Annotated in this window: 22 protein-coding genes and 1 tRNA gene; 14 read left to right on the forward strand and 9 right to left on the reverse strand. The window is 58.1% G+C overall.

Going from position 1 to position 26,116, the window contains the following annotated elements; translation table 11 throughout:
• The first annotated feature begins 99 nt into the window (after positions 1–99).
• The 6 genes from ACR0KL_RS00590 (at position 100) to ACR0KL_RS00615 (ending at position 5,645) form a co-directional block, all read left to right on the forward strand.
• The gene (locus ACR0KL_RS00590; RefSeq protein WP_480776537.1) at positions 100–1,986 is read left to right on the forward strand and encodes a PhoX family protein; all 1,887 of its coding nucleotides are present in this window, start codon (positions 100–102) and stop codon (positions 1,984–1,986) included.
• Positions 1,987–2,232: 246 nt separating this feature from the next.
• On the forward strand, positions 2,233–2,529 hold the full coding sequence (locus ACR0KL_RS00595; protein WP_170373668.1) for a virulence factor: 297 nt from the start codon (positions 2,233–2,235) through the stop codon (positions 2,527–2,529).
• 26 nt (positions 2,530–2,555) lie between these two features.
• Positions 2,556–3,482 (forward strand): methylenetetrahydrofolate reductase, encoded by a 927-nt coding sequence (locus ACR0KL_RS00600; protein WP_170676022.1) that lies wholly within the window; start codon positions 2,556–2,558, stop codon positions 3,480–3,482.
• 9 nt (positions 3,483–3,491) lie between these two features.
• Positions 3,492–4,553 (forward strand): methyltetrahydrofolate cobalamin methyltransferase, encoded by a 1,062-nt coding sequence (locus tag ACR0KL_RS00605; protein ID WP_170373670.1) that lies wholly within the window; start codon positions 3,492–3,494, stop codon positions 4,551–4,553.
• 126 nt (positions 4,554–4,679) lie between these two features.
• Positions 4,680–5,507 (forward strand): polyphosphate kinase, encoded by an 828-nt coding sequence (locus tag ACR0KL_RS00610; RefSeq protein ID WP_170641544.1) that lies wholly within the window; start codon positions 4,680–4,682, stop codon positions 5,505–5,507.
• 64 nt (positions 5,508–5,571) lie between these two features.
• Positions 5,572–5,645 (forward strand) — tRNA-Gly (locus ACR0KL_RS00615).
• Between the two features lie 10 nt (positions 5,646–5,655).
• On the opposite strand, the gene ACR0KL_RS00620 is transcribed toward ACR0KL_RS00615, so the two are convergent.
• Both ACR0KL_RS00620 and ACR0KL_RS00625 read right to left on the reverse strand, forming a co-directional pair.
• Positions 5,656–6,576, reverse strand: coding sequence for a class I SAM-dependent methyltransferase (locus ACR0KL_RS00620; protein WP_480554372.1), 921 nt, complete (start codon positions 6,574–6,576; stop codon positions 5,656–5,658).
• The gene (locus tag ACR0KL_RS00625) at positions 6,536–8,581 is read right to left on the reverse strand and encodes an ASKHA domain-containing protein (RefSeq protein ID WP_170676024.1); all 2,046 of its coding nucleotides are present in this window, start codon (positions 8,579–8,581) and stop codon (positions 6,536–6,538) included. The genes ACR0KL_RS00620 and ACR0KL_RS00625 overlap by 41 nt, the downstream gene beginning before the upstream one ends.
• Before the next feature lie 219 nt (positions 8,582–8,800).
• Between ACR0KL_RS00625 and guaB the strand changes: the two genes are divergently transcribed.
• From guaB to ACR0KL_RS00640, 3 genes are all read left to right on the forward strand, one after another.
• Positions 8,801–10,249, forward strand: a complete 1,449-nt coding sequence (gene guaB, locus ACR0KL_RS00630; RefSeq protein WP_170659772.1) for an IMP dehydrogenase — start codon at positions 8,801–8,803, stop codon at positions 10,247–10,249.
• 75 nt (positions 10,250–10,324) lie between these two features.
• Entirely contained in the window at positions 10,325–11,482 is a 1,158-nt protein-coding gene (locus ACR0KL_RS00635) for an RsmB/NOP family class I SAM-dependent RNA methyltransferase (RefSeq protein ID WP_170676025.1), read from the forward strand.
• 106 nt (positions 11,483–11,588) lie between these two features.
• The gene (locus ACR0KL_RS00640) at positions 11,589–13,880 is read left to right on the forward strand and encodes a PAS domain-containing hybrid sensor histidine kinase/response regulator (RefSeq protein WP_170676026.1); all 2,292 of its coding nucleotides are present in this window, start codon (positions 11,589–11,591) and stop codon (positions 13,878–13,880) included.
• Positions 13,881–13,883: 3 nt separating this feature from the next.
• On the opposite strand, the gene ACR0KL_RS00645 is transcribed toward ACR0KL_RS00640, so the two are convergent.
• Positions 13,884–14,477, reverse strand: coding sequence for a sulfotransferase family protein (locus ACR0KL_RS00645; RefSeq protein ID WP_170676027.1), 594 nt, complete (start codon positions 14,475–14,477; stop codon positions 13,884–13,886).
• A gap of 192 nt (positions 14,478–14,669) precedes the next feature.
• On the opposite strand from ACR0KL_RS00645, the gene recA reads away from it, so the two are divergent.
• The 4 genes from recA to ACR0KL_RS00665 all read left to right on the forward strand — a co-directional run bounded on the left by recA (position 14,670) and on the right by ACR0KL_RS00665 (position 19,840).
• Positions 14,670–15,737, forward strand: coding sequence for a recombinase RecA (gene recA / locus ACR0KL_RS00650; protein ID WP_480776538.1), 1,068 nt, complete (start codon positions 14,670–14,672; stop codon positions 15,735–15,737).
• A 179-nt stretch (positions 15,738–15,916) separates the two neighbouring features.
• Positions 15,917–18,589 (forward strand): alanine--tRNA ligase, encoded by a 2,673-nt coding sequence (gene alaS / locus ACR0KL_RS00655; protein WP_170676028.1) that lies wholly within the window; start codon positions 15,917–15,919, stop codon positions 18,587–18,589.
• Positions 18,590–18,877 (forward strand): DUF1330 domain-containing protein, encoded by a 288-nt coding sequence (locus ACR0KL_RS00660; RefSeq protein WP_170638730.1) that lies wholly within the window; start codon positions 18,590–18,592, stop codon positions 18,875–18,877. It abuts the gene before it with no gap.
• Between the two features lie 339 nt (positions 18,878–19,216).
• A complete protein-coding gene (locus tag ACR0KL_RS00665) occupies positions 19,217–19,840 on the forward strand; it encodes a transglutaminase-like cysteine peptidase (protein WP_170676029.1) in 624 nt (207 codons plus the stop codon).
• 121 nt (positions 19,841–19,961) lie between these two features.
• On the opposite strand, the gene ACR0KL_RS00670 is transcribed toward ACR0KL_RS00665, so the two are convergent.
• The 6 genes from ACR0KL_RS00670 to ACR0KL_RS00695 form a co-directional block, all read right to left on the reverse strand.
• Entirely contained in the window at positions 19,962–20,501 is a 540-nt protein-coding gene (locus ACR0KL_RS00670; protein ID WP_480538529.1) for a hypothetical protein, read from the reverse strand.
• Between the two features lie 289 nt (positions 20,502–20,790).
• Positions 20,791–22,608 (reverse strand): translational GTPase TypA, encoded by a 1,818-nt coding sequence (gene typA / locus ACR0KL_RS00675; protein ID WP_480776539.1) that lies wholly within the window; start codon positions 22,606–22,608, stop codon positions 20,791–20,793.
• 76 nt (positions 22,609–22,684) lie between these two features.
• Positions 22,685–23,020 carry an SMR family transporter gene (locus ACR0KL_RS00680; RefSeq protein WP_480776540.1) on the reverse strand — a complete coding sequence of 112 codons (336 nt, stop codon included), beginning with the start codon at positions 23,018–23,020 and terminating at the stop codon, positions 22,685–22,687.
• 373 nt (positions 23,021–23,393) lie between these two features.
• Positions 23,394–24,551: an HD domain-containing protein gene (locus ACR0KL_RS00685; protein ID WP_170676031.1), complete on the reverse strand. Its 1,158-nt coding sequence runs from the start codon at positions 24,549–24,551 to the stop codon at positions 23,394–23,396.
• Positions 24,548–24,793, reverse strand: a complete 246-nt coding sequence (locus tag ACR0KL_RS00690; protein WP_170373684.1) for a hypothetical protein — start codon at positions 24,791–24,793, stop codon at positions 24,548–24,550. The genes ACR0KL_RS00685 and ACR0KL_RS00690 overlap by 4 nt, the downstream gene beginning before the upstream one ends.
• Positions 24,793–25,446: an alpha/beta hydrolase gene (locus tag ACR0KL_RS00695; protein ID WP_170373685.1), complete on the reverse strand. Its 654-nt coding sequence runs from the start codon at positions 25,444–25,446 to the stop codon at positions 24,793–24,795. Before ACR0KL_RS00695 ends, ACR0KL_RS00690 begins: the two co-directional genes overlap by 1 nt.
• Before the next feature lie 175 nt (positions 25,447–25,621).
• On the opposite strand from ACR0KL_RS00695, the gene iscR reads away from it, so the two are divergent.
• Complete coding sequence (gene iscR / locus ACR0KL_RS00700; protein ID WP_170373686.1) at positions 25,622–26,080, forward strand: Fe-S cluster assembly transcriptional regulator IscR; 459 nt, start codon at positions 25,622–25,624, stop codon at positions 26,078–26,080.
• Positions 26,081–26,116 lie beyond the last annotated feature (36 nt).

Raw genomic sequence — 26,116 nt, forward strand, 5'->3', positions numbered from 1 at the left:
AACGTGAGTGTCACACAGCGGTCATACTGAAATGCAATTCCCGTGCCGATCCCCATTTCGGGATTCTCTACAAGCTTACAGCCAGATACGGAGACTGCCATGAAAGATGAGCGCACCCTGTCCTTCGATGAATTTGATGAAGTCGTAAATCCGCGCCCCGAGGAATGTGAATTCGACCGCGTGGTCGAGCGCGCCTTGTCGCGACGTGGCTTTCTGGGGGGCGTTTTGGCCATGGGCAGCTTTACTGCAGTAGGCGGCTCGCTTCTGCCCACAGGTGCGCGCGCGTCGGCGGATCGGTTCTCGTTCGAGGCGATTCCGGTCTCAACTGCCGATGAGGTGGTCGTGCCCGCAGGCTACAAGGCCGAAGTCATGGTACGCTGGGGGGATCCGCTGTGGTCCGACGCGCCTGAATTCGATCCTGCGACCCGTGGCACCGCCGCCAGCCAGGAACGCGCCTTTGGCGACAACACCGATGGTCAGGACGTTTTCTTCCATGACGGTCACGTTCTGCTGGTCGTGAACAACGAATACACCAACCGTGACATTCTGTGGGGTAACAACCCGGACGCCAAGGCGGCCTCGGACGATGATGTCGCCAAGGGCATGATGGCGCATGGTGTAACAGTGGTCGAGATTGCCAATACCGATGGCAAATGGGGCATCGTCAAAGACAGCCCGTATAACCGCCGCATCACACCGCAGACCGACATGACCATCACCGGACCGGCTGCGGGCCATGACCTGATGAAAACCGCCGCTGATCCGACCGGCACGACCTCCAAGGGGACGTGGAACAACTGCGGCAACGGAATGACGCCGTGGGGCACCTATCTGGCCTGTGAAGAGAACTTCAACGGCTACTTCTCGGCTGAAGACGAAGCGCACGAAGTCAGCGCTGAACTGAAGCGCTATGGCGTCTCGTCCAAGGATTGGGGCTATGGCTGGGCCAAGATCGACGAACGGTTCGACGTGGCAAAAGACCCCAATGAACCGAACCGCGCCGGTTACGTGGTTGAGATCGACCCGACCGATCCGACCTCGACCCCGCGCAAGCTGACCGCTCTGGGCCGCTTCAAGCACGAAAATGCTGAATCTGTGGTCAACAACGACGGTCGCGTTGTCGTCTACATGGGCGATGATGAGCGCGGCGAGTTCCTGTACCGCTTCGTTTCGGACGGTGTCTATGCGGCGGGTGTTGATACCAATGCGCTACTGGAAAACGGTACGCTGTCGGTTGCCAAGTTCAACGATGACGGCACCGGTGAATGGCTGGACCTGACGCCCGAGACAACCGGTTTGGCCTCACAGGCTGAAGTCAGCATCCACACCCGTCAGGGCGCGTCAGCCGTGGGCGCGACGACCATGGACCGCCCCGAATGGGTGGCTGCTAACCCGAACGTGGCCGAGGTTTATTGCTGTCTGACCAACAACAAGAACCGGGGCGTCAAGCCGAATGCCGGTGGGGATGACACCTCGGTCAACGGTCCGAACCCGCGCGAGGCCAACAACTATGGCCAAATCGTACGCTGGCGCCCCGAAGGTGGCGATCATACTGCGTCCGGTTTTGCCTGGGATCTGTATGTGCTGGCGGGCAACCCGAATGTCCATCAAGACACCTATGGCGGGTCGGACAACGTCAATGCCGAGAACATGTTCAACTCACCCGATGGTCTGAAATTCGACAGCAACGGCCTGCTGTGGATACAGACCGACGGCAATTATGGCAACGAAGGTGATTTCGAAGGTCAGGGCAACAACCAGATGCTGGCAGGTGACCCGGTCACCGGCGAAATCCGTCGCTTCCTGGTCGGCCCGAATGAGTGCGAGATCACCGGCCTCAGCTGGTCGCCGGATCGCCGCACCATGTTCGTGGGCGTCCAGCACCCTGGTGAGGACGGCAACAGCCACTGGCCCGAAGGCGGAGATGCCGTGCCACGTTCGGCCATCATCGCGGTCACGCGCGACGATGGTGGTTTGGTCGGCTAACGCCAAAAACGCCCTTAAAAACAAGCCCCGGACGGTATTCCCGCCCGGGGTTTTTGCTTGTGTTGAGCCATCCTCATACAAGCGTTGAAAGTTTTGATATCTGGTTTTCTGTGAAACCCGGCTAAAACCACTGTACACCGTCATAGGCAAAAAGGTCGCTTGGAAGGCGCTGGGTGTCGAAAACCGACCTCCTTAGCCCAATATAGACGTTTAGAACCGCCCCATTGGTTAGGAGGAATCACAGCTATGCCTGACGTCACCATCGTGTACTGGCGCGACATTCCCGCTCAGGTCATCGTCGGCAAAGGCCGTCGTGGCGCAAAGCGGCAGTTGGAAGAACGGTTTGAACAGGCCATCGACCGCGCCGCCATGAAGGTGAATGCCAAGGACAGTGATGCCTACCTGGCCGAATGGCGTAAAGCCGAGCCTTTCGCGGTTGAGGGCGACCCGTCCGAGATTGCCGAAGCGCAGGCTGTGCGTCTGGAAACGGAATATGATCAGGACCGCATCAAGGCACTGATCGCGAATGACGGTTGGGCATGAGCCCGAAATCTATATGGGAGGCCGCAATGGCTTTGCTGAACTTCAAGAAACGTGATGCCGCCGAAAACGGCCCTGTAAACCCGACCGTCGAAGCCTTTCTGCAGGGCTACTCGATCGAGGTGATGCCGCGCACCGCCGAAAAGGTCGAAGATTTCCGCGCGCTGCTGCCCGAAGGCACCCGTGTCTATATCGCCCATATCGAGGGCACTCCGATCGAAGACATGGTGAAAACCGCCAAGCGCATCGCCGCCGAAGGTTTCCCGGTCATGCCGCACTTCCCAGCGCGCATCATCAAGGATGCCGCAACGTTGGAGAACTGGATCTCGATGTACCAGGGCGAGGCGGGCGTTGATCAGGCGCTACTGCTGGCCGGTGGTGTGGCGAAGCCGCATGGTGATTTCGACAGCTCGATGCAATTGTTGGAGTCCGGCCTGTTCGACAAAGCCGGTTTCAAGCGCCTGCACGTTGCCGGTCACCCCGAAGGCAACAAGGACATCGACCCGGACGGCTCGACCAAGAACGTTGACGACGCGCTGCGCTGGAAGCAGAAATTCAGCGAAACCACCGACGCCGAGATGGCGCTGGCCACGCAGTTCGCATTCGACGCAAAGCCGATCATCGAATGGGCGAACGGCCTGAAAGAGGCGGGGATCGACATCCCGGTTCATATCGGTATCGCAGGCCCTGCCAAGTTGCAGACCCTGATCAAGTTCGCCATCGCTTGTGGCGTTGGCCCGTCGCTGAAAGTTCTGCAAAAGCGCGCCATGGATGTCTCCAAACTGCTGCTGCCCTATGAGCCGAATGATGTGATCACCGAGTTGGCCGAATACAAAGCGGCGAACCCGGATTTCAACATCACCAACGTACACTTCTTCCCCCTTGGCGGCATCAAGACCAACGCCAACTGGGCCATCAACAACGGCGGCGCTTCGGCGAAGCCGGTTAACGCTTAAGGAACGGACATGACCCGTACAGTCGTAGAATCAAAAACAAAAACCGCCGTTCTGGGCTTTGACGAACCGTTCTGCGTGATTGGAGAGCGGATCAACCCCACAGGCCGCAAGAAACTGGCTGCTGAGCTTGAGGCGGGCGACTTTTCGACCGTTGAAAAAGACGCGCTCGCTCAGGTTGCTGCAGGCGCGACCGTTCTGGATATCAACGCAGGCGTCGTCTACAACTCGAACCCCAACCCGAACGAGACCGAGCCGCCGCTGATGCGCCAGATCGTTGAGCTGGTTCAGGGTCTGGTTGACGTCCCTCTCTGCATTGACTCGTCGGTTCCCGGCGCGCTGGAGGCCGGTCTTGAGGCGGCTGAAGGCCGTCCGCTGCTGAACTCGGTCACCGGCGAAGAAGAGCGTCTGGAGCTGGTTCTGCCGCTGGTCAAGAAATACAACGTTCCGGTTGTTGCGATCTCGAACGACGATACCGGCATCTCGGAAGACCCCGATGTGCGGTTCGACGTGGCCAAGAAGATCGTTGAGCGCGCTGCAGATTTCGGCATCCCGGCGCATGACATCGTGGTTGACCCGCTGGTTATGCCGATCGGTGCGATGGCAACTGCTGGCCAGCAGGTCTTCGCTCTGGTCCGTCGTCTGCGTGAGGAACTGGGTGTGAACACCACCTGTGGGGCGTCCAACATCTCGTTTGGTCTGCCGAACCGTCACGGCATCAACAACGCCTTCCTGCCGATGGCGATGGGTGCTGGCATGACGTCCGCGATCATGAACCCGGTTGCTCTGCCGACGACGCAGAAGAAAATCGCCGAGAAGAAAGAAGCCGTTGCCGCAGCTGGTATCATCCTGCCCGAAGGCATGGACGATGAGGCCTTTGTTCAGATGTTCGGTCTGGGCTCGACCCAGCCGCGTGCCGGCAAGGAAATGGAGGCCATCCGTGCCGCCAACCTGCTGACCAACAACGACCCGCACGGCGGCGCATGGATCAAGTTCAACAAATCGCCTGAAGAAGCGGCTGCGGCGGGTGGAGCAGGCGGTCGTCGCGGCGGTGGCCGTCGTCGTCGCGCTTGATTTTTTGAGCTATCAGATCAAAGGCCGGGCCCTGCGCCCGGCCTTTTTCGTTTGACCCTGATCAATGCAACAAACGTGATATCGTAGAGACTGGGGTGGTCTTTTCCGCAACGATCAGGTGCTTTCATGTCCAAACATCACCCACCAAAACTGGCCGACGCAGACCTGAGTGAGAAGTTGGGCAAGAAGGACTATTTCGACAAGCTGATCGATCTACAGGCGAAACTGGCGCGTATTCAGCAAGCTTTTCTATTCCATGGAACCAAGGGCGTAATCGTCTTTGAAGGTTGGGATGCCGCTGGCAAAGGTGGCACGATCCGCCGTATCAGCCAGGCGCTTGATCCGCGCAGTTTCAAAGTCTGGCCGATAGGCGCGCCGCGCAACTACTATCTCAACCGCCACTATCTGCTGCGGTTCTGGGAGCGCCTGCCGCCCGAAGGTGCAATCTCGGCCTTTGACCGCAGTTGGTACGGGCGTGTTCTGGTGGAACGGATCGAGAAGTTCACTCCGGAGAAACGGTGGCGGGCGGGATATCGAGAGATCAACGATTTCGAGCGCATGCTTGTTGATGACGGCACCCGGATCGTAAAGCTGTTCTTTCATATCTCACAAGACGAACAAATGGCGCGTTTCACAGAACGCCTGCGCAACCCATTGAAGCGCTGGAAGCTGACTTACGAGGATTTCCGCAATCGCGAACGTTGGGACGAGGCCGGGATCGCCGTCGATGAGATGCTGGCGCGTACATCAACGGAGATTGCACCGTGGCACGTTATTCCGGCTAACAACAAAAAATCTGCGAGAATCAAAGCAATGCAAACCATCGTTGATGCGTTCTCAAAGGACATAGATCTAAACCCACAGCATTTGGACAAACGGACTTTGGACGCAGCATGCGAGGCTTTGGATGTTGACCAATCACTGATCGACTCTTTGCGGGCGCGGACAGAGTAATCCAATTTCCCAATCGAAAGGCGCTTGCAGTTCCTCAGGTGCCGATGGTATCTCAAACCTCGCGGCGGGTATGATGTAATGGTAGCCTGTCAGCTTCCCAAGCTGAACGCGCGGGTTCGATTCCCGCTACCCGCTCCAACTTCAATGTCTATTGTGAACGGCGCGCTTGCAGCAGGTTGATGGCGGCCGGGACACGCGTTCCTTCCGAAGTGAGGTACTCCTCGAACTGTAGCACAACAGTATCGACGATCGCGCGCACATCCTCTTCAGTGCCGTTGAAATGCGCGATCACACGCGCAGCAGGTCCCACACGGGTGCAGAGCAGGGCTGCGTCTTCGACAGATAGTGGCCCGTTTAGCACCAGCGAAACCGTCGTGACCTGAACATCCACCAACCCCGCTTCGGTCATCAGACCAGCGACTCTATCCTTGTCATGGAAGGCGAGCGGCCCGGGGGCATTGCGGTCAACTTTAGGCGGCTGACCCAGACGCGCTGTGGCAGCGATATGCGGGGTTTTGAACCAAGGGTTGTCAGACAAACCGCCCCAAGCGGCAAAGGTCATCTGCGCACCGGGCTTCAGGGCGCGAGCCATGTTGGCGAAGGCGACGGTCGGGTCGGCAAAGAACATGACGCCGAACCTTGAGATCATCGCGTCAATATCGCCCCGCGAAAGCTCTGTGGTCTGAGCGTCGGCGTATTGAAACGAAAGGTTGCCAAGACCAGCATTGCTGGCCCGCTGGCGCGCGCGCTCTAGAAACTGTTCCGATATGTCGATGCCGCGTACCGCACCCTCAGCCCCAACAAGCTGCGCAGCGGCCAGCGCAGATGCGCCAGTGCCACAGCCGATATCAAGAATCCTCATGCCCCGTGACAGACCAGATCGTTTCAGGACCAGTTCCAGAACGGGCTGAAACAAGGTGTCCAGCTGATCTTCAAAGGTCAGCCAGCGGGCACCCATTTCAGACTTGCCCCAGAACTCTTCCTGATCACCGTTGATGTTCAGCATCGCAGCCCCCTTTTGAGGGGAACTATGACCTCCGGCGGCGACGGCGGCCAGTCTTTTCCTCATCGCCGCCACCGGTGTTGAAGGACGGTGCGGGCAGGGTGACGACCTGAGCGAGTTCCGGGAAGGGGTCGGTTTTGTGCGGGATCGCGTTGGCGGCAACGAAGTGATCCTGAAATTTCGGTTCGATAGCGGTCTCGATCTTGGTGATCTCGCGGACGACACGCTCGATCTCGGCACGCGAGCCGATGTTGCACAGTGCAATCCGGGCGCCGGTACCAGCCGCGTTGCCCGCGCTAGAGACCTTATCGAGCGGCGCATCCGGGATCATGCCCAGAACCATCGCGTGTTTGGTCGAGATATGAGCCCCGAAGGCCCCGGCCAGAACCACGCGATCCACGCGGTCGACCTCCATCTCGTCCATCAATAGGCGCGCACCCGCATAAAGTGCCGATTTCGCCAGCTGGATGGCCCGGATATCGCCTTGGGTGACCGTGATCCGAGGGCCACCTTCCGCGCTGGAATCATGGATCAGATAGGCGTGTGTGCGCCCTTCAGGAACGCAGCGGGGCGTGCCGGTTTGCTCGGCCGATCCGATCAGGCCGCTTTCGTCCAGCAGGCCAGCGATGCGCATCTCGGCCACCGCCTCGATGATGCCAGAGCCGCAGATGCCGGTGATGCCAGTGGTGGCGATGTCCTGATCAAAGCCGTCCTCATCGGACCATTTCTCGGATCCGATCACGCGGAAGCGGGGTTCCTTGGTGACGGGGTCAATCTCGATCCGCTCAATCGCGCCGGGGGCAGCGCGTTGGCCGGAACTGATCTGCGCGCCTTCGAAGGCAGGGCCTGTGGGCGACGAGCAGGCCAGAACGCGGCTGGTGTTGCCCAGCAGGATTTCGGCATTGGTGCCCACGTCCACGATCAGCACCAGATCTTCGGATTTGCCGGGCTCTTCCGACAGGGCAACGGCGGCACAGTCGGCACCCACGTGACCGGCGATACAGGGCAGGATGTAGATCTGCGCGCGCGGGTTCATCGTGGTCAGGTCCATCTCACGCGCGGGCAGGGACATGCTCTCCGATGTCGCCAGCGCAAACGGAGCTTGCCCCAGTTCGACCGGGTCCAGACCCAGCAGCAGATGGTGCATGACCGGGTTACAAACGAACACCGTCTCAACGATCAGGCTGGCGTCAATGCCCGCTTCTTCAGCGATCGAGGTGGTCAGGTCATTGATCGCCTCACGCACGGCCTTGGTCATCTCCTGATCTCCGCCGGGGTTCATCATGGCGTAGGAAACGCGGCTCATGAGGTCTTCGCCGAAGCGGATCTGGGGGTTCATCAGGCCCGAGGATGCCTTGACCTCACCCGTCTCCAGATCGGTCAGATGCGCCGCAACCGTGGTCGAGCCGAGGTCGATGGCCAGACCATAGAGGCCCCCTTCGTGCAGGCCGGGCCAGATTTCGACGATGCGGGCCACCGGGTCCTTGTGGCCCTTGTGAACGGCGACGGTGACCTCCCATTTGCCTTTGCGCAGCACCGGTTGCAGCTTGGACATCAGGGACAGATCGGCGGTAACGGATTCGATCTTCCACTGCTCGCGCAGGGCGCGTTCCAAACGCTCCAGATCGCCGGTGGGCGAGTGCATGTCGGGTTCCTCGACCACGACGAAATACAGCCGCGTGGCCGGGTCCATGGTGATGGCGCGCGCCGCTGCGGCCTTTCGGACAACCTGACGGTGGACCTGGCTTTCGGGCGGCACGTCGATCACCACATCACCCTGAACCGAGGCCTGACAGCCCAAACGACGACCGGGTTTCAGGCCACGTTTGTCGTCATAGCGCTGCTCGACCGCGTTCCATTCGCTCAGCGCGTCTTCCGAGACGGTAACGCCGTGCTTGGGGAACTCGCCGTAGCTGGGTGTAATCTGACATTTCGAGCAGATGCCGCGCCCTCCGCAAACCGAATCCAGATCGACACCCAGCTGTCGGGCGGCGGTCAGAATCGGGGTGCCAACGGGAAAGTGCCCGCGTTTGCCCGAGGGGGTAAAGACGACAAGGGGGTCGGTGGTCATGGTCGGCCTGCCTAAATTGTGTTCGCGCGTATGCCGGGGAAGATATGAGTTTATTCACAAAGGGAAAGCCCTGACAGCGGCACGTTTTGTACAACGAGCGTCGTTTTGTGACGTGCTATTCCCAACCAAGGGCAAACAACTTGGGTTCTAGGGCTTTTCCTTCGGGTCAATCCATGCAATAGGGTCACCGCCAAACGGGCTTTTGCATGGGGTTTGATGATGCAGATTCGTGAGGCACTTACCTTTGACGACGTACTTCTTGTTCCGGGCGCATCTTCAGTGCTGCCGGCAACGGCGGATACGACGACGCGCGTGACGCGTCAGATTTCCATGAACATCCCGCTGCTCAGCTCGGCCATGGATACGGTGACCGAGGCGCGTATGGCCATCGCCATGGCGCAGGCCGGTGGGATCGGCGTGATCCATAAGAACCTCTCGGTCGAGGAACAGGCCCGCGAGGTCCGCCGTGTGAAACGGTTCGAATCCGGCATCGTCTACAACCCGGTGACGTTGCGTGCCGATCAGACGCTAGCAGACGCGCAGGCGCTGGTGCAGCGCTACAACTTCACCGGCTTTCCGGTTGTGGATGAGAAGGGCCGCGTTGTCGGCATCGTGACCAACCGGGACATGCGCTTTGCCACGTCGGATGACACGCCGATCAAGGCAATGATGACCTCGGACAATCTTGCGATGCTGCAAGAGCCCGCCGATCTGGAAGAGGCCAAATCCCTTATGCGCGCCCGCCGGATTGAAAAACTGCTGGTTGTTGATGGTGAGGGCAAGCTGACCGGTCTGCTGACCCTGAAAGACACTGAACAAGCCGTTCTGAACCCAACGGCCTGCAAGGACCACCTGGGCCGTCTGCGCGTCGCCGCCGCGACCTCGGTCGGGGATGCAGGGTTTGAGCGCTCGGAACTGTTGGTCGATTCGGGTGTCGATATTATCGTCGTCGATACCGCTCACGGCCATTCCGAAGGTGTTCTTGAGGCGGTCAAACGCGCCAAAACGCTGTCGAACGAAGTTCAGATCATTGCGGGCAATGTCGCCACCGCGGATGCTACTAAAGCGCTGATTGATGCGGGTGCGGATGCGATCAAGGTGGGCATTGGGCCAGGTTCGATCTGTACCACTCGGATGGTGGCCGGTGTCGGTGTGCCTCAGCTGACGGCAATCATGGACTGCGCCTCAGCCGCCGGAGATGTGCCGGTGATTGCCGATGGTGGTATCAAGTTCTCGGGCGATTTCGCCAAGGCCATCGCGGCGGGTGCGTCCTGCGCCATGGTCGGTTCGATGATCGCGGGTACGGATGAGAGCCCGGGCGAGGTGATCCTTTATCAGGGCCGTTCGTTCAAATCCTATCGTGGCATGGGCAGCTTGGGAGCCATGGCCCGCGGCTCGGCGGATCGCTATTTCCAGAAGGATGCCGCCAATGACAAGCTGGTGCCGGAAGGTATCGAAGGGCAGGTGCCCTACAAAGGCTCTGCCGGAGCGGTTGTTCACCAACTGGTCGGCGGTCTGCGCGCGGCCATGGGCTATACCGGCTGTGCCACGGTCGAAGAGATGCGCAAGAACTGCAATTTCGTCAAAATCACCGGGGCGGGTCTGAAAGAAAGCCACGTTCATGACGTGCAGATCACGCGTGAAAGCCCGAACTACCGGGTTATGTGATCTGGTGATCTGTTGCAGGCGGCGCCCCGACGCGGGCGCCGTTTTGCGTTCTTGGAAAACCCGACGGAGGGAAAGATGACCCCGGCAGCCCGTGTTCAGACCTCAATCGAGATCCTTGACCAAATTCTGGACGGCGCGCCCGTTGAAAAAGCCCTGACTGGGTGGGCGCGGCGCAGCCGGTTCGCAGGTTCCAAGGATCGCGCAGCGGTGCGGGATCACGTTTTTACGGCCTTGCGCTGCAAACGGTCCTTTGCGGCGCTTGGGGGGGCTGAGACGGGTCGCGGCCTGATGATCGGATCGCTGCGTGCTGCGGGGAAGGCGCCTGACACTCTCTTCACTGGCGAACGCCACGCGCCTGAGCCGATTGAAGCGTCTGAGCAGGGTCGCGGTTTCGTGTCACTGGCCGAACAGTTTGATATTCCGGACTGGCTCTGGCCCCGGTTTTCGGCGTCTTTGGGCGATGCAGCCACGGAGGCCGCGGCGGCGCTGCAAAACCGCGCTCCAGTGCATCTTCGGGTCAATTTGCGCAAGACAGACGTAGACGGCGCGACCCGTGCTTTGGAGGCTGACGGGGTTCAAACTGAACTTCATCCCGCCTGCGAGACGGCTCTTGCTGTGATTGAGGGCGCACGCAAGGTTGCGCAAAGCCGGGCTTATCTGGAGGGTCTGGTCGAGCTACAGGATGCGGCCAGTCAGGCGGTTGTGGCAGCTTTGCCCCTCAAGCCTGGTTTGCGTGTACTTGACTATTGCGCCGGTGGTGGTGGGAAATCGCTGGCCCTTGCGGCTCATCAAGGAGTCGAGGTGTTTGCGCATGACATCAACCCGAAGCGCATGCAGGACCTGCCGAACCGCGCTGACCGCGCGGGCGTAAGAGTAACCTGCTTTGAGACCGCGGAACTAGCCGGTTTCGCGCCCTTTGACATCGTACTGGTCGATGCACCTTGCTCGGGCAGTGGTTCTTGGAGGCGCGCTCCGGCCGGAAAATGGGCCCTGACCGAAGAGCGTTTGATCGAATTGACCAAGCTGCAACGTGCGATTCTGGGTGAGGTCGCGCCACTGGTTCATCCCGAGGGCCTTCTCGCGTATGCAACCTGTTCGATGCTTCAGGACGAAAACGCGCGGGTCGTCGAAAGCTTTGTGTCGGAGAACCCCGAATGGACGGCGACGCTGCAACGGAATTGGCGTGTCACGGATGGCGTTGACGGGTTTTTCACTACGCATCTCACAAAGTAGCCACTCAAAACAACCTAAGGTAGTTTTCGTAGCCCCTTAACTCTGTTAAGCGGGCATTAACTATTTTGGATCGTTATTGCTCTCAAAAAAGCTACCCGGGTCGTTCATGTCCGATTCCACATTTTCGTTCTCCGATCCCCGCTCGAGGAGAACGCCTTCTGTTGCACGTGTTTTGGCGCTGGTTGGACTGGCTGCTCTATTGTACGTGGCGCCATATACTGACCGGGTGCCCGCGGACTGGGCGCAGGGCATGATCGTCGTAGGAGTCTCGGTCTTGTTTGCGACATTCTGGATTCTGGTCAGGGGTGTCTTTGCCGACAAAGCCGCACAGCAAACCCTTGATGTGCTGGCTGCTTTTGTAGATCACGACGATTGCGCAAGCATTGTTGCCGATGAAGAGGGCACTGTTCTGGTCGCCAATTCAATTGCGCGCGAACAGTTGAATGCCAGCCCGGAGGCATCGCTGCCCGAGGTTCTGCGCTCGGTCTTCGCCAACCCTTCGAGTCTTCTGCTGCGGTTGCAGACACTGGCCCAAGCAAAAGGCTCAGCGGGTGAAGACATCATCACTGTTGGCGAAAGCGTCCCGGTTTCAGTAGTTCGATTGGAAGATCACTTGTTCTGCTGGCGGTTCAAGCTTGGCCACCAAGGGCAGTGGGACAAAATCGCCCTTCCCGTACTGACCATCGGTCGGTGTGGGCGCCTTTTTCACCTCAATACCGCCGCAAGGGCCTTTTTCGGCACGGTACCGGGTTCGATTGACAATATCTTTCCGAACGGATTGCCACAGGATAGTCAAATCTGCTCGGTCCCTGCTTATGAGGGGAAAACGCGCGTCGCGGTCACTGGCGTATCGGCGTCGGGGGCTGAACGGCACCTCGTTTTGATGCCGGTTTCTCAACCTGTTCATCCGGAGCATGGATCCTCACTTGCCGAACTGCCCGTGCCGATCATTTGCATGACGCCCGAGGGGACCATACTGCAGGCAAACCAGATGGCGTTGGCTCTCTTGGGTAATCTCTGCCTAAACGAGACCAATATCGACCAGATCCTGCAGGGGCTGAACCATCCAATTCTCGAGTGGCTGGCACAAACGGCCTCCGGCGAGGATGTCGCCCGATCCGAATTCCAGCGACTGACCCGCGATGACAAAGAGCTATTTGTTCAAGTCACTTTGGACCGTGTTCAGATCGACGGGAAAACCCATCTTATAGCGGTCCTGAACGATGCGACCGAGTTGAAAACACTCGAGGCGCAGTTTGTGCAGGGCCAGAAAATGCAAGCTGTCGGCCAGTTGGCTGGAGGCGTTGCACATGATTTCAACAACCTTTTAACCGCGATATCCGGTCATTGCGATCTGCTGCTGCTGCGCCATGATCAAAACGATCCAAACTATGGTGACCTGATTCAGATCAATCAGAATGCCAACCGAGCGGCGGCTCTGGTCAGCCAACTTCTGGCCTTTTCTCGCAAACAGACCTTACGGCCCGAAGTGCTGGACGTGCGCGACACCATCTCGGACCTCATCCATCTGCTGAACCGGTTGGTCGGTGAGAAAGTTCAATTGACGCTCAGCCATGATCCTGTCCTTAAGCCTGTGCGCGCGGACAAGCGGCAGTTGGAGCAGGTGTTGATGAACCTCGTCGTCAATGCGCGCGATGCAATGCCGGAAGGTGGAGAGATTCGCATCGAAACCGAAGTGCTTAGCCTTACCGAGCCCTTGCGCCGCGACCGGGCCACCGTACCACCCGGCGATTACATGACCGTAAAGGTGATCGACAGCGGCGTCGGTATTCCCGCCGACAAACTGCAAAAGGTGTTCGAGCCGTTCTACACGACTAAGCGAACGGGCGAGGGCACAGGTCTTGGCCTTTCCACCGTTTACGGGATCGTCAAACAGACGGGTGGATTCATCTTTGTCGACAGCGCTGTCGGTCGCGGCACAGAGTTTTCCCTGCTCCTTCCGGTTGGCGTCGAAGCGAAACCCGCCGAAGAGCAGGCCGAAAATGTGCCGGATTCCAAAACGGCGCGCCAGGGTGAGGGCGTTGTTCTTTTGGTCGAAGACGAAGCACCGGTTCGGGCCTTTGCGACTCGCGCGTTGCGCCTGAAAGGCTATACGGTGCTCGAGGCTGAATCTGCCGAGGACGCCCTGGCCTTGCTGGAAGATGTCGACCTGAACGTAGACGTGTTCGTAACGGATGTGGTCATGCCCGGAATGGACGGCCCGACCTGGGTTGCCAAAGCCATGGAGACACGGCCAGATGTCCGGGTCGTGTTTGTCTCGGGCTATACCGAGGGCGCGTTTGGCGACTCGGGCCCCCAGGTTCCGAACTCGACCTTTCTGCCCAAACCATTCTCTTTGACGCAACTGACTGAGGCCGTTTTTCAGCAGATGAACTGACGCCTATTGCGCCGCGTCATAGACCGCAAAATCGGCCCTAGAATGCTTGCGGTATGCCGTTTCGGTTTCAGAAGTCAGAATTGTCTCTGCGGGGGGCGAGACGTTCTCGCGCCGTAATGAGAAGTCGTAGTTCAATCGGCTTTGCAGGAATTCCACGATTCTGTCCTGATGGTCGTATTTGAAAACATAGCTGGCCCCAACGCCGTTGTTTCGGGGGCGGAAGAACTGACTCTGACTGCCGACATTAGCAAATTCGGGCTGAGGGGTCTGCATATAGGCCTGCACGAACGCGTCAAAGCTGATATCTCGTGTCGAATGAGGATGCCCGAAGCGATCTTCACGCCGACGAAACCTGTACCAACTACCCAGCCAGTCGATGGGTTCACGGACTACGGCCATGATCTCCATCTCCGTGTGGTACATTTTGCGGAACATGTTCTGGATAAAGCGGTCATATCGGCGCACCGGTGCGTGTTTTAGCTCGGGCGGGTGGGTGATCACAAGATCGGCTCGGGCGCGCAACGCGGAGTGATATGCGGTGCTGCCGGTTTTGGGAACAGATAAAAACGCAAGGCGTTCTTTATAGAAAACAAGCATTTAGTGGTCCCATGTCGATCTTTGATAAGATGGCAGATTGGCGTAAACGGATCTTTAACACAATTGTCCAAGAATAAGTTCTGTAAGTTTTAGTTGAAATGTTCTCTTTTTGGTCCCATAAGGAACAAGAGGCGAACAAAGCAGCGATTGCCGCCCGGCAAAGGGTGTGACAAAAGGGAAGGCGACAGGACAATGGCGGATCTTCTGACGATGAGCGACAAGAAAAACGCGGACAAGCAAAAGGCGCTCGATAGCGCGCTGGCCCAGATCGAACGGCAATTCGGTAAAGGCTCGATCATGAAGCTGGGCGAGGATGCCAAGCAGGATATCGAGGCGAGCTCGACCGGGTCTCTGGGTCTGGATATCGCTCTGGGAATCGGCGGTCTGCCGATGGGCCGGATTGTTGAGATTTACGGACCTGAAAGCTCGGGTAAGACCACACTGACTCTGCATTGTATTGCCGAACAGCAAAAACGCCGCGGTGTCTGTGCATTTGTCGACGCAGAACATGCGCTGGACCCGCAATATGCCCGTAAGCTGGGCGTTGATCTGGATGAGCTGCTGATCTCGCAGCCCGATACCGGCGAACAGGCGCTTGAGATCACCGACACGCTGGTCCGGTCTGGCGCGGTGAACATGGTCGTGGTCGACTCGGTGGCGGCGCTGACGCCGAAATCCGAATTGGAAGGCGACATGGGCGACAGCAACGTCGGCGTTCAGGCCCGTCTGATGAGTCAGGCGATGCGCAAACTGACCGGCTCGATCAGCCGTTCGAATTGCATGGTAATCTTCATCAACCAGATTCGGATGAAGATCGGCGTGATGTTTGGCAGCCCGGAAACTACAACGGGTGGTAACGCGCTGAAATTCTACAGCTCGGTTCGTCTGGACATTCGCCGTATCGGCGCGATCAAGGATCGAGATGAGGTGGTCGGTAACCAGACCCGTGTCAAAGTCGTTAAGAACAAGGTGGCCCCTCCGTTCAAACAGGTGGAATTTGACATCATGTACGGCGAAGGCATCTCGAAAATGGGTGAGCTGCTGGATCTTGGCGTCAAGGCCGGTGTGGTCGAGAAGTCGGGTTCGTGGTTCAGCTACGGGGACGAACGGATCGGGCAGGGTCGCGAAAACGCCAAGCAGTATCTGCGCGATCACTCTCGGATCGCTTTGGATATCGAGGACAAGATCCGCGCGGCCCATGGTCTGGACTTCGACATGCCGCCCGGAGCGGCCGAGGATGACGATATCCTCGAGGCCTAAGGAACGCGCGAGAGGGAACACCAGAAATCTCCCGGCGCTCCGACAGTGCTGAGAATAACTTAAACAGGGCGGTCCGTCGGGGCCGCCTTGTTTCGTTTGGAAGGTCAATGCTGTGGACACTCTGCAGGCACGGCGATAAACCTGCGCAGACCATTATGATTGCGCGCTGAGAGAGCCCCATGCCAACGTTGAACGACATCCGATCGACCTTTCTGAACTACTTTGCCAAGCAGGGGCACGAAGTGGTGGCGTCCAGCCCTCTGGTGCCGCGCAATGATCCGACTTTGATGTTCGTGAACTCGGGCATGGTGCAGTTCAAGAACCTGTTCACCGGTGTCGAAACCCGCGACTATCAGCGTGCAACCACCGCGCAGAAGTGTGTGCGAGCTGGCGGCAAGCATAATGACCTCGACAATGTGGGCTATACGGCGCGCCACCACACCTTCTTTGAGATGCTGGGGAACTTTTCCTTCGGTGACTATTTCAAGCACGACGCGATTCCCTTCGCGTGGGAGTTGATCACCAAGGAATTCGGCATCGACAAAAACCGCCTGCTGACTACGGTCTATCACACTGACGACGAAGCCTTTGAAATCTGGAAGAAAGTCGGCGTTCCTGAAGATCGCATCATCCGTATCGCGACCAGCGACAATTTCTGGCAGATGGGGCCGACCGGACCCTGCGGGCCATGCACCGAGATTTTTTATGACCACGGCGATCACATCTGGGGCGGCCCTCCGGGATCGGCCGAGGAAGATGGCGACCGGTTCATCGAAATTTGGAACATCGTTTTCATGCAGAACGAGCAGTTCGAGGACGGCTCGATGGTGGAACTCGACATGCAGTCGATCGACACCGGCATGGGGCTGGAGCGGATCGGCGCGCTGCTGCAAGGTAGCCATGACAACTACGACACCGACCTGTTCAAGACGCTGATCGAGGCCTCCGCGGAGGCGACAGGCGTTGATCCTTACGGGGATCAGAACGTCCACCACCGCGTGATTGCGGACCACTTGCGTTCAACCTCGTTCCTGATCGCTGATGGCGTGATGCCCAGCAATGACGGTCGCGGCTATGTACTGCGCCGGATCATGCGGCGCGCCATGCGTCACGCACACCTTTTGGGCGCAAAGGATCCGGTGATGCACCGACTAGTGCCCTCGCTCGTACAACTGATGGGCGCGCAGTACTCGGAACTGGGGCAGGCGCAGGCGTTGATCGAAGAGACCCTGCTGCTGGAAGAAACGCGGTTCAAGCAAACGCTGGATCGCGGCCTGAAATTGCTCGATGACGAGGTCGCGGGCCTACCGGAAGGTGCGTCCCTGTCCGGTGATGCGGCGTTCAAGCTTTATGACACCTATGGGTTCCCACTCGATCTGACCCAGGATGCCCTGCGGGAAAAAGGCCGGACCGTCGATACTGACGGGTTCGATGCGGCCATGGCAGAGCAGAAGGCCAAGGCCCGCGCAGCATGGGCCGGGTCGGGCGAAGCTGCCGATCAAGCGGTTTGGTTTGACGTGGCCGACAGCGCTGGCGCGACCGATTTCCTGGGCTATGACACCGAAAAGGCTGAGGCTCAGGTCGCGGCGCTGATCGTCGATGGCGCTCTGGTCGACAAGATCGAACAGGGTGGCAGTGGCTGGGTCGTCGTGAACCAAACCCCGTTCTATGGCGAGGCCGGCGGTCAGGTCGGCGACAGTGGTGAGCTACGCCGCCTCGATGCGCGCGAAGAAATTGCGCGCGTTGAAGACACCAAGAAATTCGCTGACGGCAAGGTCTATGCACACAAGGTGACTGTGGACCATGGCACGCTGTCCAAGGGCGACGCGGTCGAGCTGGAGGTGGATCATGCGCGACGTTCGGCCATTCGCGCTAACCACTCGGCCACGCACCTTTTACACGAAGCCCTTCGTGAGACTCTGGGCGACCACGTTGCGCAGCGGGGTTCGTTGAATGCTTCGGATCGTTTGCGGTTCGATTTCAGCCATTCCAAGGCTCTGACGCTGGAGGAAATCCAAAAAATCGAGCGTGAGGTGAACGATTTCATCCGCCAGAACTCGAGCGTAGAAACCCGGATCATGACGCCGGACGACGCACGTGAACTGGGTGCTCAGGCTTTGTTTGGTGAGAAATACGGCGACGAAGTTCGCGTTGTTTCGATGGGTAAGGCGCCGACCGGCAAGGGCCAGGATGGCGAGACCTGGTCGATTGAACTTTGCGGTGGCACGCATGTCCGTCAGACCGGCGATATCGGCACGTTTGTTGTGCTGGGAGACAGTGCAAGCAGTGCGGGTGTTCGGCGGATTGAGGCTCTGACGGGCGATGAAGCCTTCCGCTATCTGTCCGCGCAAGATCACCGCTTGGCACAGATCGCGTTAGAGCTGAAAGCGCAGCCGGATGACGTGGTTGCCCGCGTAAAATCGCTGCTGGATGAGCGGAAAGCCTTGCAAAACGAAGTCTCTCAACTGCGCCGGGATCTCGCTATGGCAGGCGGAGCCGGGCAGGGCGGCGGCGCGGAAGAGACTGAGGTCAATGGCGTCAAGTTTCTGGCCCAGGCGCTCAGCGGTGTGTCCGGCAAGGATCTTCCGGCCTTGATTGACGAGCACAAAAGCCGACTGGGATCTGGCGCGGTTCTGTTGATCGCGGATACAGGCGGCAAAGCGGCTGTCGCGGCTGGGGTCACCGCGGACCTGACCGATAGGGTTTCTGCCGTTGATCTTGTCAAAGCCGCAGTGGTTGAGCTGGGCGGCAAGGGCGGCGGAGGTCGCCCAGATATGGCTCAAGGTGGCGGCAAGGACGCGACCAACGCAGATGCGGCAATCAAAGCCGCCGAACAGGTATTGGAGGGATAAATGGCTGCTCTTTGGATCGCACATGTCACGGTGACTGACACTGAGGCCTATGGAAAATACGCCGAGCTGGCGGGGCCCGCTATCGCTCAACATGGCGGAGAATTCATCGCGCGTGCCGCGCGTTATGTTCAGCTCGAGGGGAAGGAACGTCCGCGCAATGTGGTTGCACGTTTCCCTTCGGTTGAGGCCGCGGTCGAGTGCTATAACTCCGCCGCCTACCAAGAAGCGCTCGATCACGCCCGCGGGGCAAGTGAGCGCGAATTGGTCGTTGTTGAAATCACCGATTGAGAATCAGCTGTTTCAGCCGGGTCGAATTGACGGTTTCGGCGAAAACCAGCACATGAAATTCTGCGCGGCTTCCAGTTCTTTCTTGGAGGCCGTATTGCTTTCAAAAGCAGCATAAAAACAATTAGTTGCGGCGTTTCCGCATTCTGACCCAGTCATAAATGTGGCGGATTGCCCTCAATTCTTGCCCGAAATTGCCGCGGAATGTTACGAATTTCCGCCTTTTTTACCCCTGATCCTCAACATTGATTGCGTCACCAGAGCCACTTGCGGTTAAAGTCGGAAAACTTCGACACCCTGATTGGCCGGACTCACGCGGGCAACATGGATTGAGGAACGGGTATGAAATATTCGGCAGTAGGTTTTTCGGCGGGTCTTCGGTCGGTCGCCAGATTTTCAGGGCGCTCCGTTGGGATTTGCGCTTTGGTCCTGACGTCGTCTTTCACCGCCTCTGTGGCGCAGGCGTCAGAGGGCGCGTTCATCACTGCGATTTCAGCCTCTCCACCACCGTCCGGAGCGCAGCAGCTTTGCCGTCAGTACAGTTGGGCCTGTTCAGGCCAAAGAGCGGCCTCGTTGACGAGCAAGCAGGAAATGCAGATCGTCAAGAGAGTGAACTTGCAAGTCAACGCGTCCACCCGTGCAATTACAGACCAATCGCAATACAGACAGCGTGAGTTTTGGGCCTTGCCGACGACACGCGGCGGTGATTGCGAAGACTTTGCGTTGTTGAAAAAGCGGAACCTGATCAAAGCAGGAATTGATCCGAGCAAGCTTTTGATTGCGACTGTTCTGGATACGCGTCGGAACGCGCATGCTGTGTTGGTCTATCGATCAGCTCAGGGAGATCTGGTTCTGGACAACCTGACAAACAGCATCAAACCGTGGAAAGCGACCCGGTATCTGTTTCTGAGGATGCAAGACCCAAAGCGGCCGCGCCGTTGGGTTGGGGTTTACGGGAATAGTTGACCAAATCTACAGTCTGATGAGGTAAGGGCGCCTGCTTGGGCGCCCTTTTGGATTCTCGCAGTGCACAACAAACCTGCAGTTGGAATTGTGTTCTAAGCAGGATCAAAAACCTCAGAATTTGTTATGTGACGTCGCCACCTTTGCCGTCGTCGCCACCTTTGCCGTCGTCGCCACCTTTGCCGTCGTCGCCACCTTTGCCGTCGTCGCCACCTTTGCCGTCGTCGCCGCCTTTGCCGTCGTCGCCACCTTTGCCGTCGTCGCCACCTTTGCCGTCGTCGCCGCCTTTGTCATCGGGACCGCCATCGTCACCCGGAGGATTTCCAGACGGACCACCCGTAGTACCGGGATTTCCATCAGGTTTGCCATCCCCGGATCTTTGATCAGCGAACCCTGTGGATGCGGTCGGCAAGTCCGAAAGCAGCGCGGCCAGTTGCGGGCATTCCGCGCCGGTACGGGCCAGGAAGTTGCCGAAATCGGCGCGACGCTGAATGTAGCGGATCATACCCGATGTGACGGCGTCACATTCGCAGAGGATCTCGGGCGAGCTTGCTGCCTGACGTGCCGTTGAGACGGTACATGCGGCTTGTGCGGCTGTAACGCCTACCATTTGAACGGCAACAGCTGCGGCGATTACTTTTAGTTTGCTGGAATGGATGCCCATGATGGAACTCCTCGGTACTCGTTAATCTCTGCGTCGAACTTATGCATCAAAACCAAATGGGCTTGTATGAACGACGTCACACTTTGAACAAGATTACACCTTTTTAAGGTCGAACTTGCAAGTTGGCGCCCACTTGGCGAGATTGCCAAAGGACCGAAAAAAACGCAAAAATCATTAAAAACCAATAAGAAAGGCCAGCCGAGGGCTGACCTTTCCTAGAATACCATTTTTCAGGATTGAGGAAATAATGTCACAAAAATGGCATTGTTTCCCAATCGAGAACGGCGTTTTATCCGGCTTTCGCCATCCGTTTCCGCTCATGCGGGTCAAGGAATCGCTTGCGAAGACGGATTGCGTTGGGCGTCACCTCGACCAGTTCGTCGTCATCAATATAGGCGATGGCTTCTTCCAGCGAGAACTGAATGTGGGGCGTCAGGCGCACCGCGTCGTCCGAGCCGCTGGCCCGCACGTTGGTCAGCTTCTTGCCCTTTAGCGGGTTCACTTCCAGATCGTTGTCGCGGGAATGTTCACCAATTACCATGCCCTGATAGACATCGGTCTGAGGGCCAACGAACATGCGGCCACGCTCTTCGAGGTTCCACAGAGCGTAAGCGACTGCCTGGCCATTCTCCATCGAGATCAGAACGCCTGCGCGGCGGCCCGGGATTTGACCTTTATGTGCGGCCCAGCCATGGAACACGCGATTCAGAACGCCGGTCCCGCGGGTGTCGGTCAGGAACTCTCCGTGATAGCCAATCAGGCCACGGGACGGCACATGTGCGATGATCCGGGTCTTGCCGGCGCCGGCGGGGCGCATCTCGACCAGTTCGCCCTTACGCGCACCGGTGATCTTTTCGATAACAGCCCCCGAGTATTCGTCATCCACATCGATCGTGACTTCTTCGACGGGCTCCAGCCGTTGACCTTCTTCCTCGCGGAACAGAACCTGCGGACGAGAGATGCTGAGCTCGAACCCTTCGCGGCGCATATTCTCGATCAGAACGCCCATCTGCAATTCGCCTCGACCGGCCACTTCGAACGCCTCGCCGCCGGGCGTGTCAGTGATGCGGATCGCGACGTTCGACTCTGCCTCTTTCATCAGGCGGTCGCGGATGACGCGGGACTGCACCTTTTTGCCGTCACGACCAGCCAGAGGCGAGTCGTTGATGCCAAAGGTCACGGTAATGGTCGGCGGGTCGATGGGCTGAGCGGGCAGGGCCTCTTCAACCTGCGGCGCCACTAGCGAGTCTGCGACGGTGGCTTTGCTCATACCTGCGATGGTCACGATGTCACCGGCCTCGGCCACATCGATCGGCTGTTGGGCCAGACCGCGGAAGGCCAGAATTTTCGACGCCCGGAAATTCTCGATCAGCGAGCCATCGCGGCTGAGTGCCTTGAGACTGTCGCCCGCTTTCAGAGTACCGCTTTCCACACGACCCGTAAGAATACGGCCGATGAACGGGTCGCTGCCCAAGGTGGTTGCCAGCATGCGGAACGGCTCGTCCTTCTTTTCGGCCTGTTTCGGCGCAGGCACGTGATCGACGACCAGATCAAAAAGCGCTGTCAGGTCCTTGCGCGGCCCATCCAGCTCCATATCCGCCCAGCCTGAACGGCCCGAGGCATACATGGCCGGGAAGTCCAGTTGATCATCATCTGCGCCGAGGTTGGCAAAGAGGTCGAAACACTCATCCAAAGCACGGTCGGGTTCAGCATCGGGTTTGTCGACCTTGTTCAGGACCACGATGGGGCGCAGGCCCAATGCCAGCGCTTTGGAAGTCACGAATTTGGTCTGAGGCATCGGGCCTTCAGCCGCATCAACCAATAGGACAACACCGTCCACCATGCTTAGGATGCGCTCAACCTCGCCGCCAAAATCGGCGTGGCCGGGGGTGTCGACGATATTGATGCGCGTGCCTTTCCATTCGACCGAGGTCGCCTTGGCCAGAATGGTAATGCCGCGCTCGCGTTCCAGATCGTTGCTGTCCATGGCGCGTTCCGCCACGGCCTGATTTTCCCGGAACGCGCCGGATTGTTTGAGCAGCTCATCCACCAGGGTCGTTTTACCGTGGTCCACGTGAGCGATGATTGCGATATTGCGCAGGTCCATGAGAGGTCAGCCTTTGAACGGGAAGTTGCCCGGCGCATAGCGCGGCTTGAGGCAATATACCAGCCCAAACCGGCGTTCAGTGGCCTGCGGTCTTTGAAAACAGATGAATGACTAGGATTCCGGCCAAAATCAGTGTCAGCCCGAGAACCGCGCACAGGTCGAGCTTTTGCCCGAACACCACAAAGCCGATGATTGCGATGAAAAAAATCCCAAGCCCGGACCAGATCGCATAGACGATGCCCACTGGCATGTATTTCAACGTCAATCCCAACAGGTAAAACGCCAGCCCGTAAGCAACTACGACCAGAACCGAAGGCCAGAAGCGCGAGAATTGCTGACTGGCCTGTAAGGCCGTTGTGCCTACGGTTTCGGCAAAGACGGCCATCAGCAGGATCAGGTAGGCTTTGGGCATGATCTCAACCTTTTGCATGCAAATCACGCGCGAATTCTCAACATGAAACAGGCCGCCCCGGCAAGCACATTCGGTTGCTTGGGTGCGTGACACCACAAGATAAAGGTCGGGTATACCTGACTACGATCTGATCACAATTTATGCAAATAACAGAACAGTATTTGTTGATTTGTTTTCGAGTTTTTCAATGACTGTGTTTATTAAATACGTCGTTTTTGCTTCGACTCTTATTGCGGCGCTAGGGTGGCTTGCAGACGGGGGGTCCGTCAGTTCTGATGCAGCCCAAATGTTAGTTGGTTTCTTTGTTTTGTAGTTTTGGCGTTAATCAAGATCCAAGCAGGGAAAAGGGCCTTATTGGCCCTTTTTCTTTTGCCTAGCCCCTCGCTGAAACCGTAAAGTAATCTGCCAAATACGGTTGCAACCAATCCCAAAGACCGGGCGCACCGCGTTCGATGGCGGGCCGTACCCGCGCTTCGATCTGAGGGTAGGTCACGGCATAGTCCACCCACGAGCCGCCGCCCGTTTCAAGATTGGCAATTGGAGTCTGAAACCGGTCAACAGCCTTGGCAAACCGCGCATCTGCAGAGTTGGCACTCTCAAACTCATGCCAGAGATCGGAGAATGCCTGCGTCTGATCTTGGGGCAATAATCCGAACAGGCGTCGGGCTGCGGCCTCTTCCTTTTCGGCTTGGGCGGCGTGATTGACCTGACCGTGGATTGGGTGATCTCCGGCATCTATCTCGACGATATCGTGAAGCAGCAGCATTTGCAGGACACGGTCCAACTGTGCCTCTGCGTCGGAGTGTTCCGCCAGAACCCATGCGTACAGCATGATGTGCCACGAGTGCTCGGCCGAGTTTTCGAACCGATCAGTCGCCATGAGGCGCGATGCGCGCATGACGGATTTCAACTGATCTGCCTCAACCAGAAACGTCAGCCGTTGGGTGAAGCTGTTATCCTCGGTCGGTGCTTCCGACAATAACGCAACCGCGTGTTCATAGGCTTGAGGCAGCGCCTCACTCAGATAAGCCGCGCGCCCGGTCGCGAGGTTCTCACGGGCGATCTCAATATGGTCGGGCCGTTTAGGAGAAGCATACAGCACCTGAAACAGAGGCTGACACCGGTCGAGCATTTTGGCGAACTTGGCGTCGGGCGTCTGATCCGCTTCGAATTCCGTCCAGAGGTCCAGAAAAATCCGGGCCTGGTCTGGCGGCAATAGTCCGAACAAGTCCAGAGCCGCGGCGTGTTCAGCCTTGGCGACGCTCTGCCAGTCGGTCTCGAGATGGATTGGGTTGTCGCCCACAATGATCTCGACCAGATCATGCAGCAACAACATGCGGATGGCTCGATCAATCGACACGTCCGGCCCTGCCAGAGGTCCCATGACCAGCGCCCAAAGCGCAAGATGCCAGCTGTGTTCTGCAGAATTTTCCGGGCGAGACTGATCCAGCAGGGTGTTTGCCCGATCCACCGTCTTCAACCTGTCCGCTTGTTTCAGAAACGCGATTTGCGCGGACAGTCGATCATTCATTGTTTTTCAATCGCTTTCAGCTTGGAGCGGTGATCTGTCAGACGTTTGATCACGAATTGGCGGGCCTGGCGTTCAGACAGGCGCACGCGGATCTCGGTCAGAAAGGCCTCTTCCAGAGATTGGGAGGAGGCTGCAAGCAGGTTGCCGACCTCCATGTAAAACCGGTCATCGCCGGTTTCGTCCATGACCTTCAATGTATCCTCGGCCAGTTTCGCAGCGAGGGTATTGATGGTGTCTGTCATCAGCGCGTGTTCTCAGTCAGGCGTCGTTTTACATAGTCGCTGACATCGGTGATGAGCGTATCCATGTGCTGATCCTGGAAGAAATGATCCGCGCCTTCGACCTCATTATGAGTGATCGTGATGCCCTTCTGCTCATGCAACTTGTTGACAAGCGCAGTTGTATCCGCCGGAGGCGCCACGCGGTCGGACGAGCCATTGATGATCAGACCCGAAGACGGGCAGGGGGCGAGGAACGAAAAGTCGTACATATTCGCCGGGGGTGACACGCTGATGAAACCGGTGATTTCCGGGCGGCGCATCAACAACTGCATTCCGATCCAGGCACCGAAAGAGAAGCCAGCAACCCAGCAATGCTTGGAGTTGTTGTTCATCGACTGCAGATAATCTAGTGCCGAGGCGGCATCGCTCAACTCGCCCACACCCTGGTCATACTCGCCCTGGCTGCGGCCTACACCGCGGAAGTTGAAGCGCAACACGGTGAAGCCCATGTTGTAGAACGCGTAGTGCAGATTATAGACCACCTTGTTGTTCATGGTCCCGCCGAACTGAGGATGCGGGTGAAGCACGATGGCGATCGGTGCGTCTTTTTCCTTTTGCGGGTGGTAGCGGCCTTCCAGGCGGCCTTCGGGTCCGGGAAAAATCACCTCGGGCATGTGTGCTTTGGTCCTGTCTTTATCTTGGGCGCCGGGAAATACTTGACTGTATTCGTTGGGCACCTTAGAACGGTTCTAAATGTGATATCCTGCGCAACGCGCTGTCAGTCGGAGATACGCACTGGCGGCGGCGGCGTCAATGATTTCGCGTCCAACTTGCCGAAGGGAAATGACAATGAAGCTGTCGACAAAGGGCCGGTATGCCATGGTGGCGCTGGCGGACATTGCGCTGCAGCCCTCGGACAAGATCGTGACACTGGGTGAAATCTCGGAACGGCAGGATATCTCGCTGCCGTATCTGGAGCAGTTGTTCGTGAAACTGCGCCGGGCCGAGCTTGTGACATCTACGCGTGGACCGGGTGGGGGATATCGTCTTGCACGGCAGCCGTCGGAGATCCGCGTTGTCGAGATTCTGTCCGCCGTAGATGAGACGGTGGATGCAATGGCCAAGGGGGCCGGGGCCTCGGGCGCGTCCTCCGGCAGCCGGGCGCAATCCCTGACGAACCGTCTTTGGGAAAGCCTCAGCGCACATGTCTATGTGTTCCTGCATCAGACCCGTCTGTCTGACGTGATCAAGAACGACCTCGCGCCCTGTCCGGCGGTTCCTAACCTGTTTGCTGTTGTGGACGAGTGATCCGTAGCCTCTGAGTACAAGTTTCAGAAATATCTG

This window comes from Ruegeria sp. C8 (genome assembly GCF_056537565.1).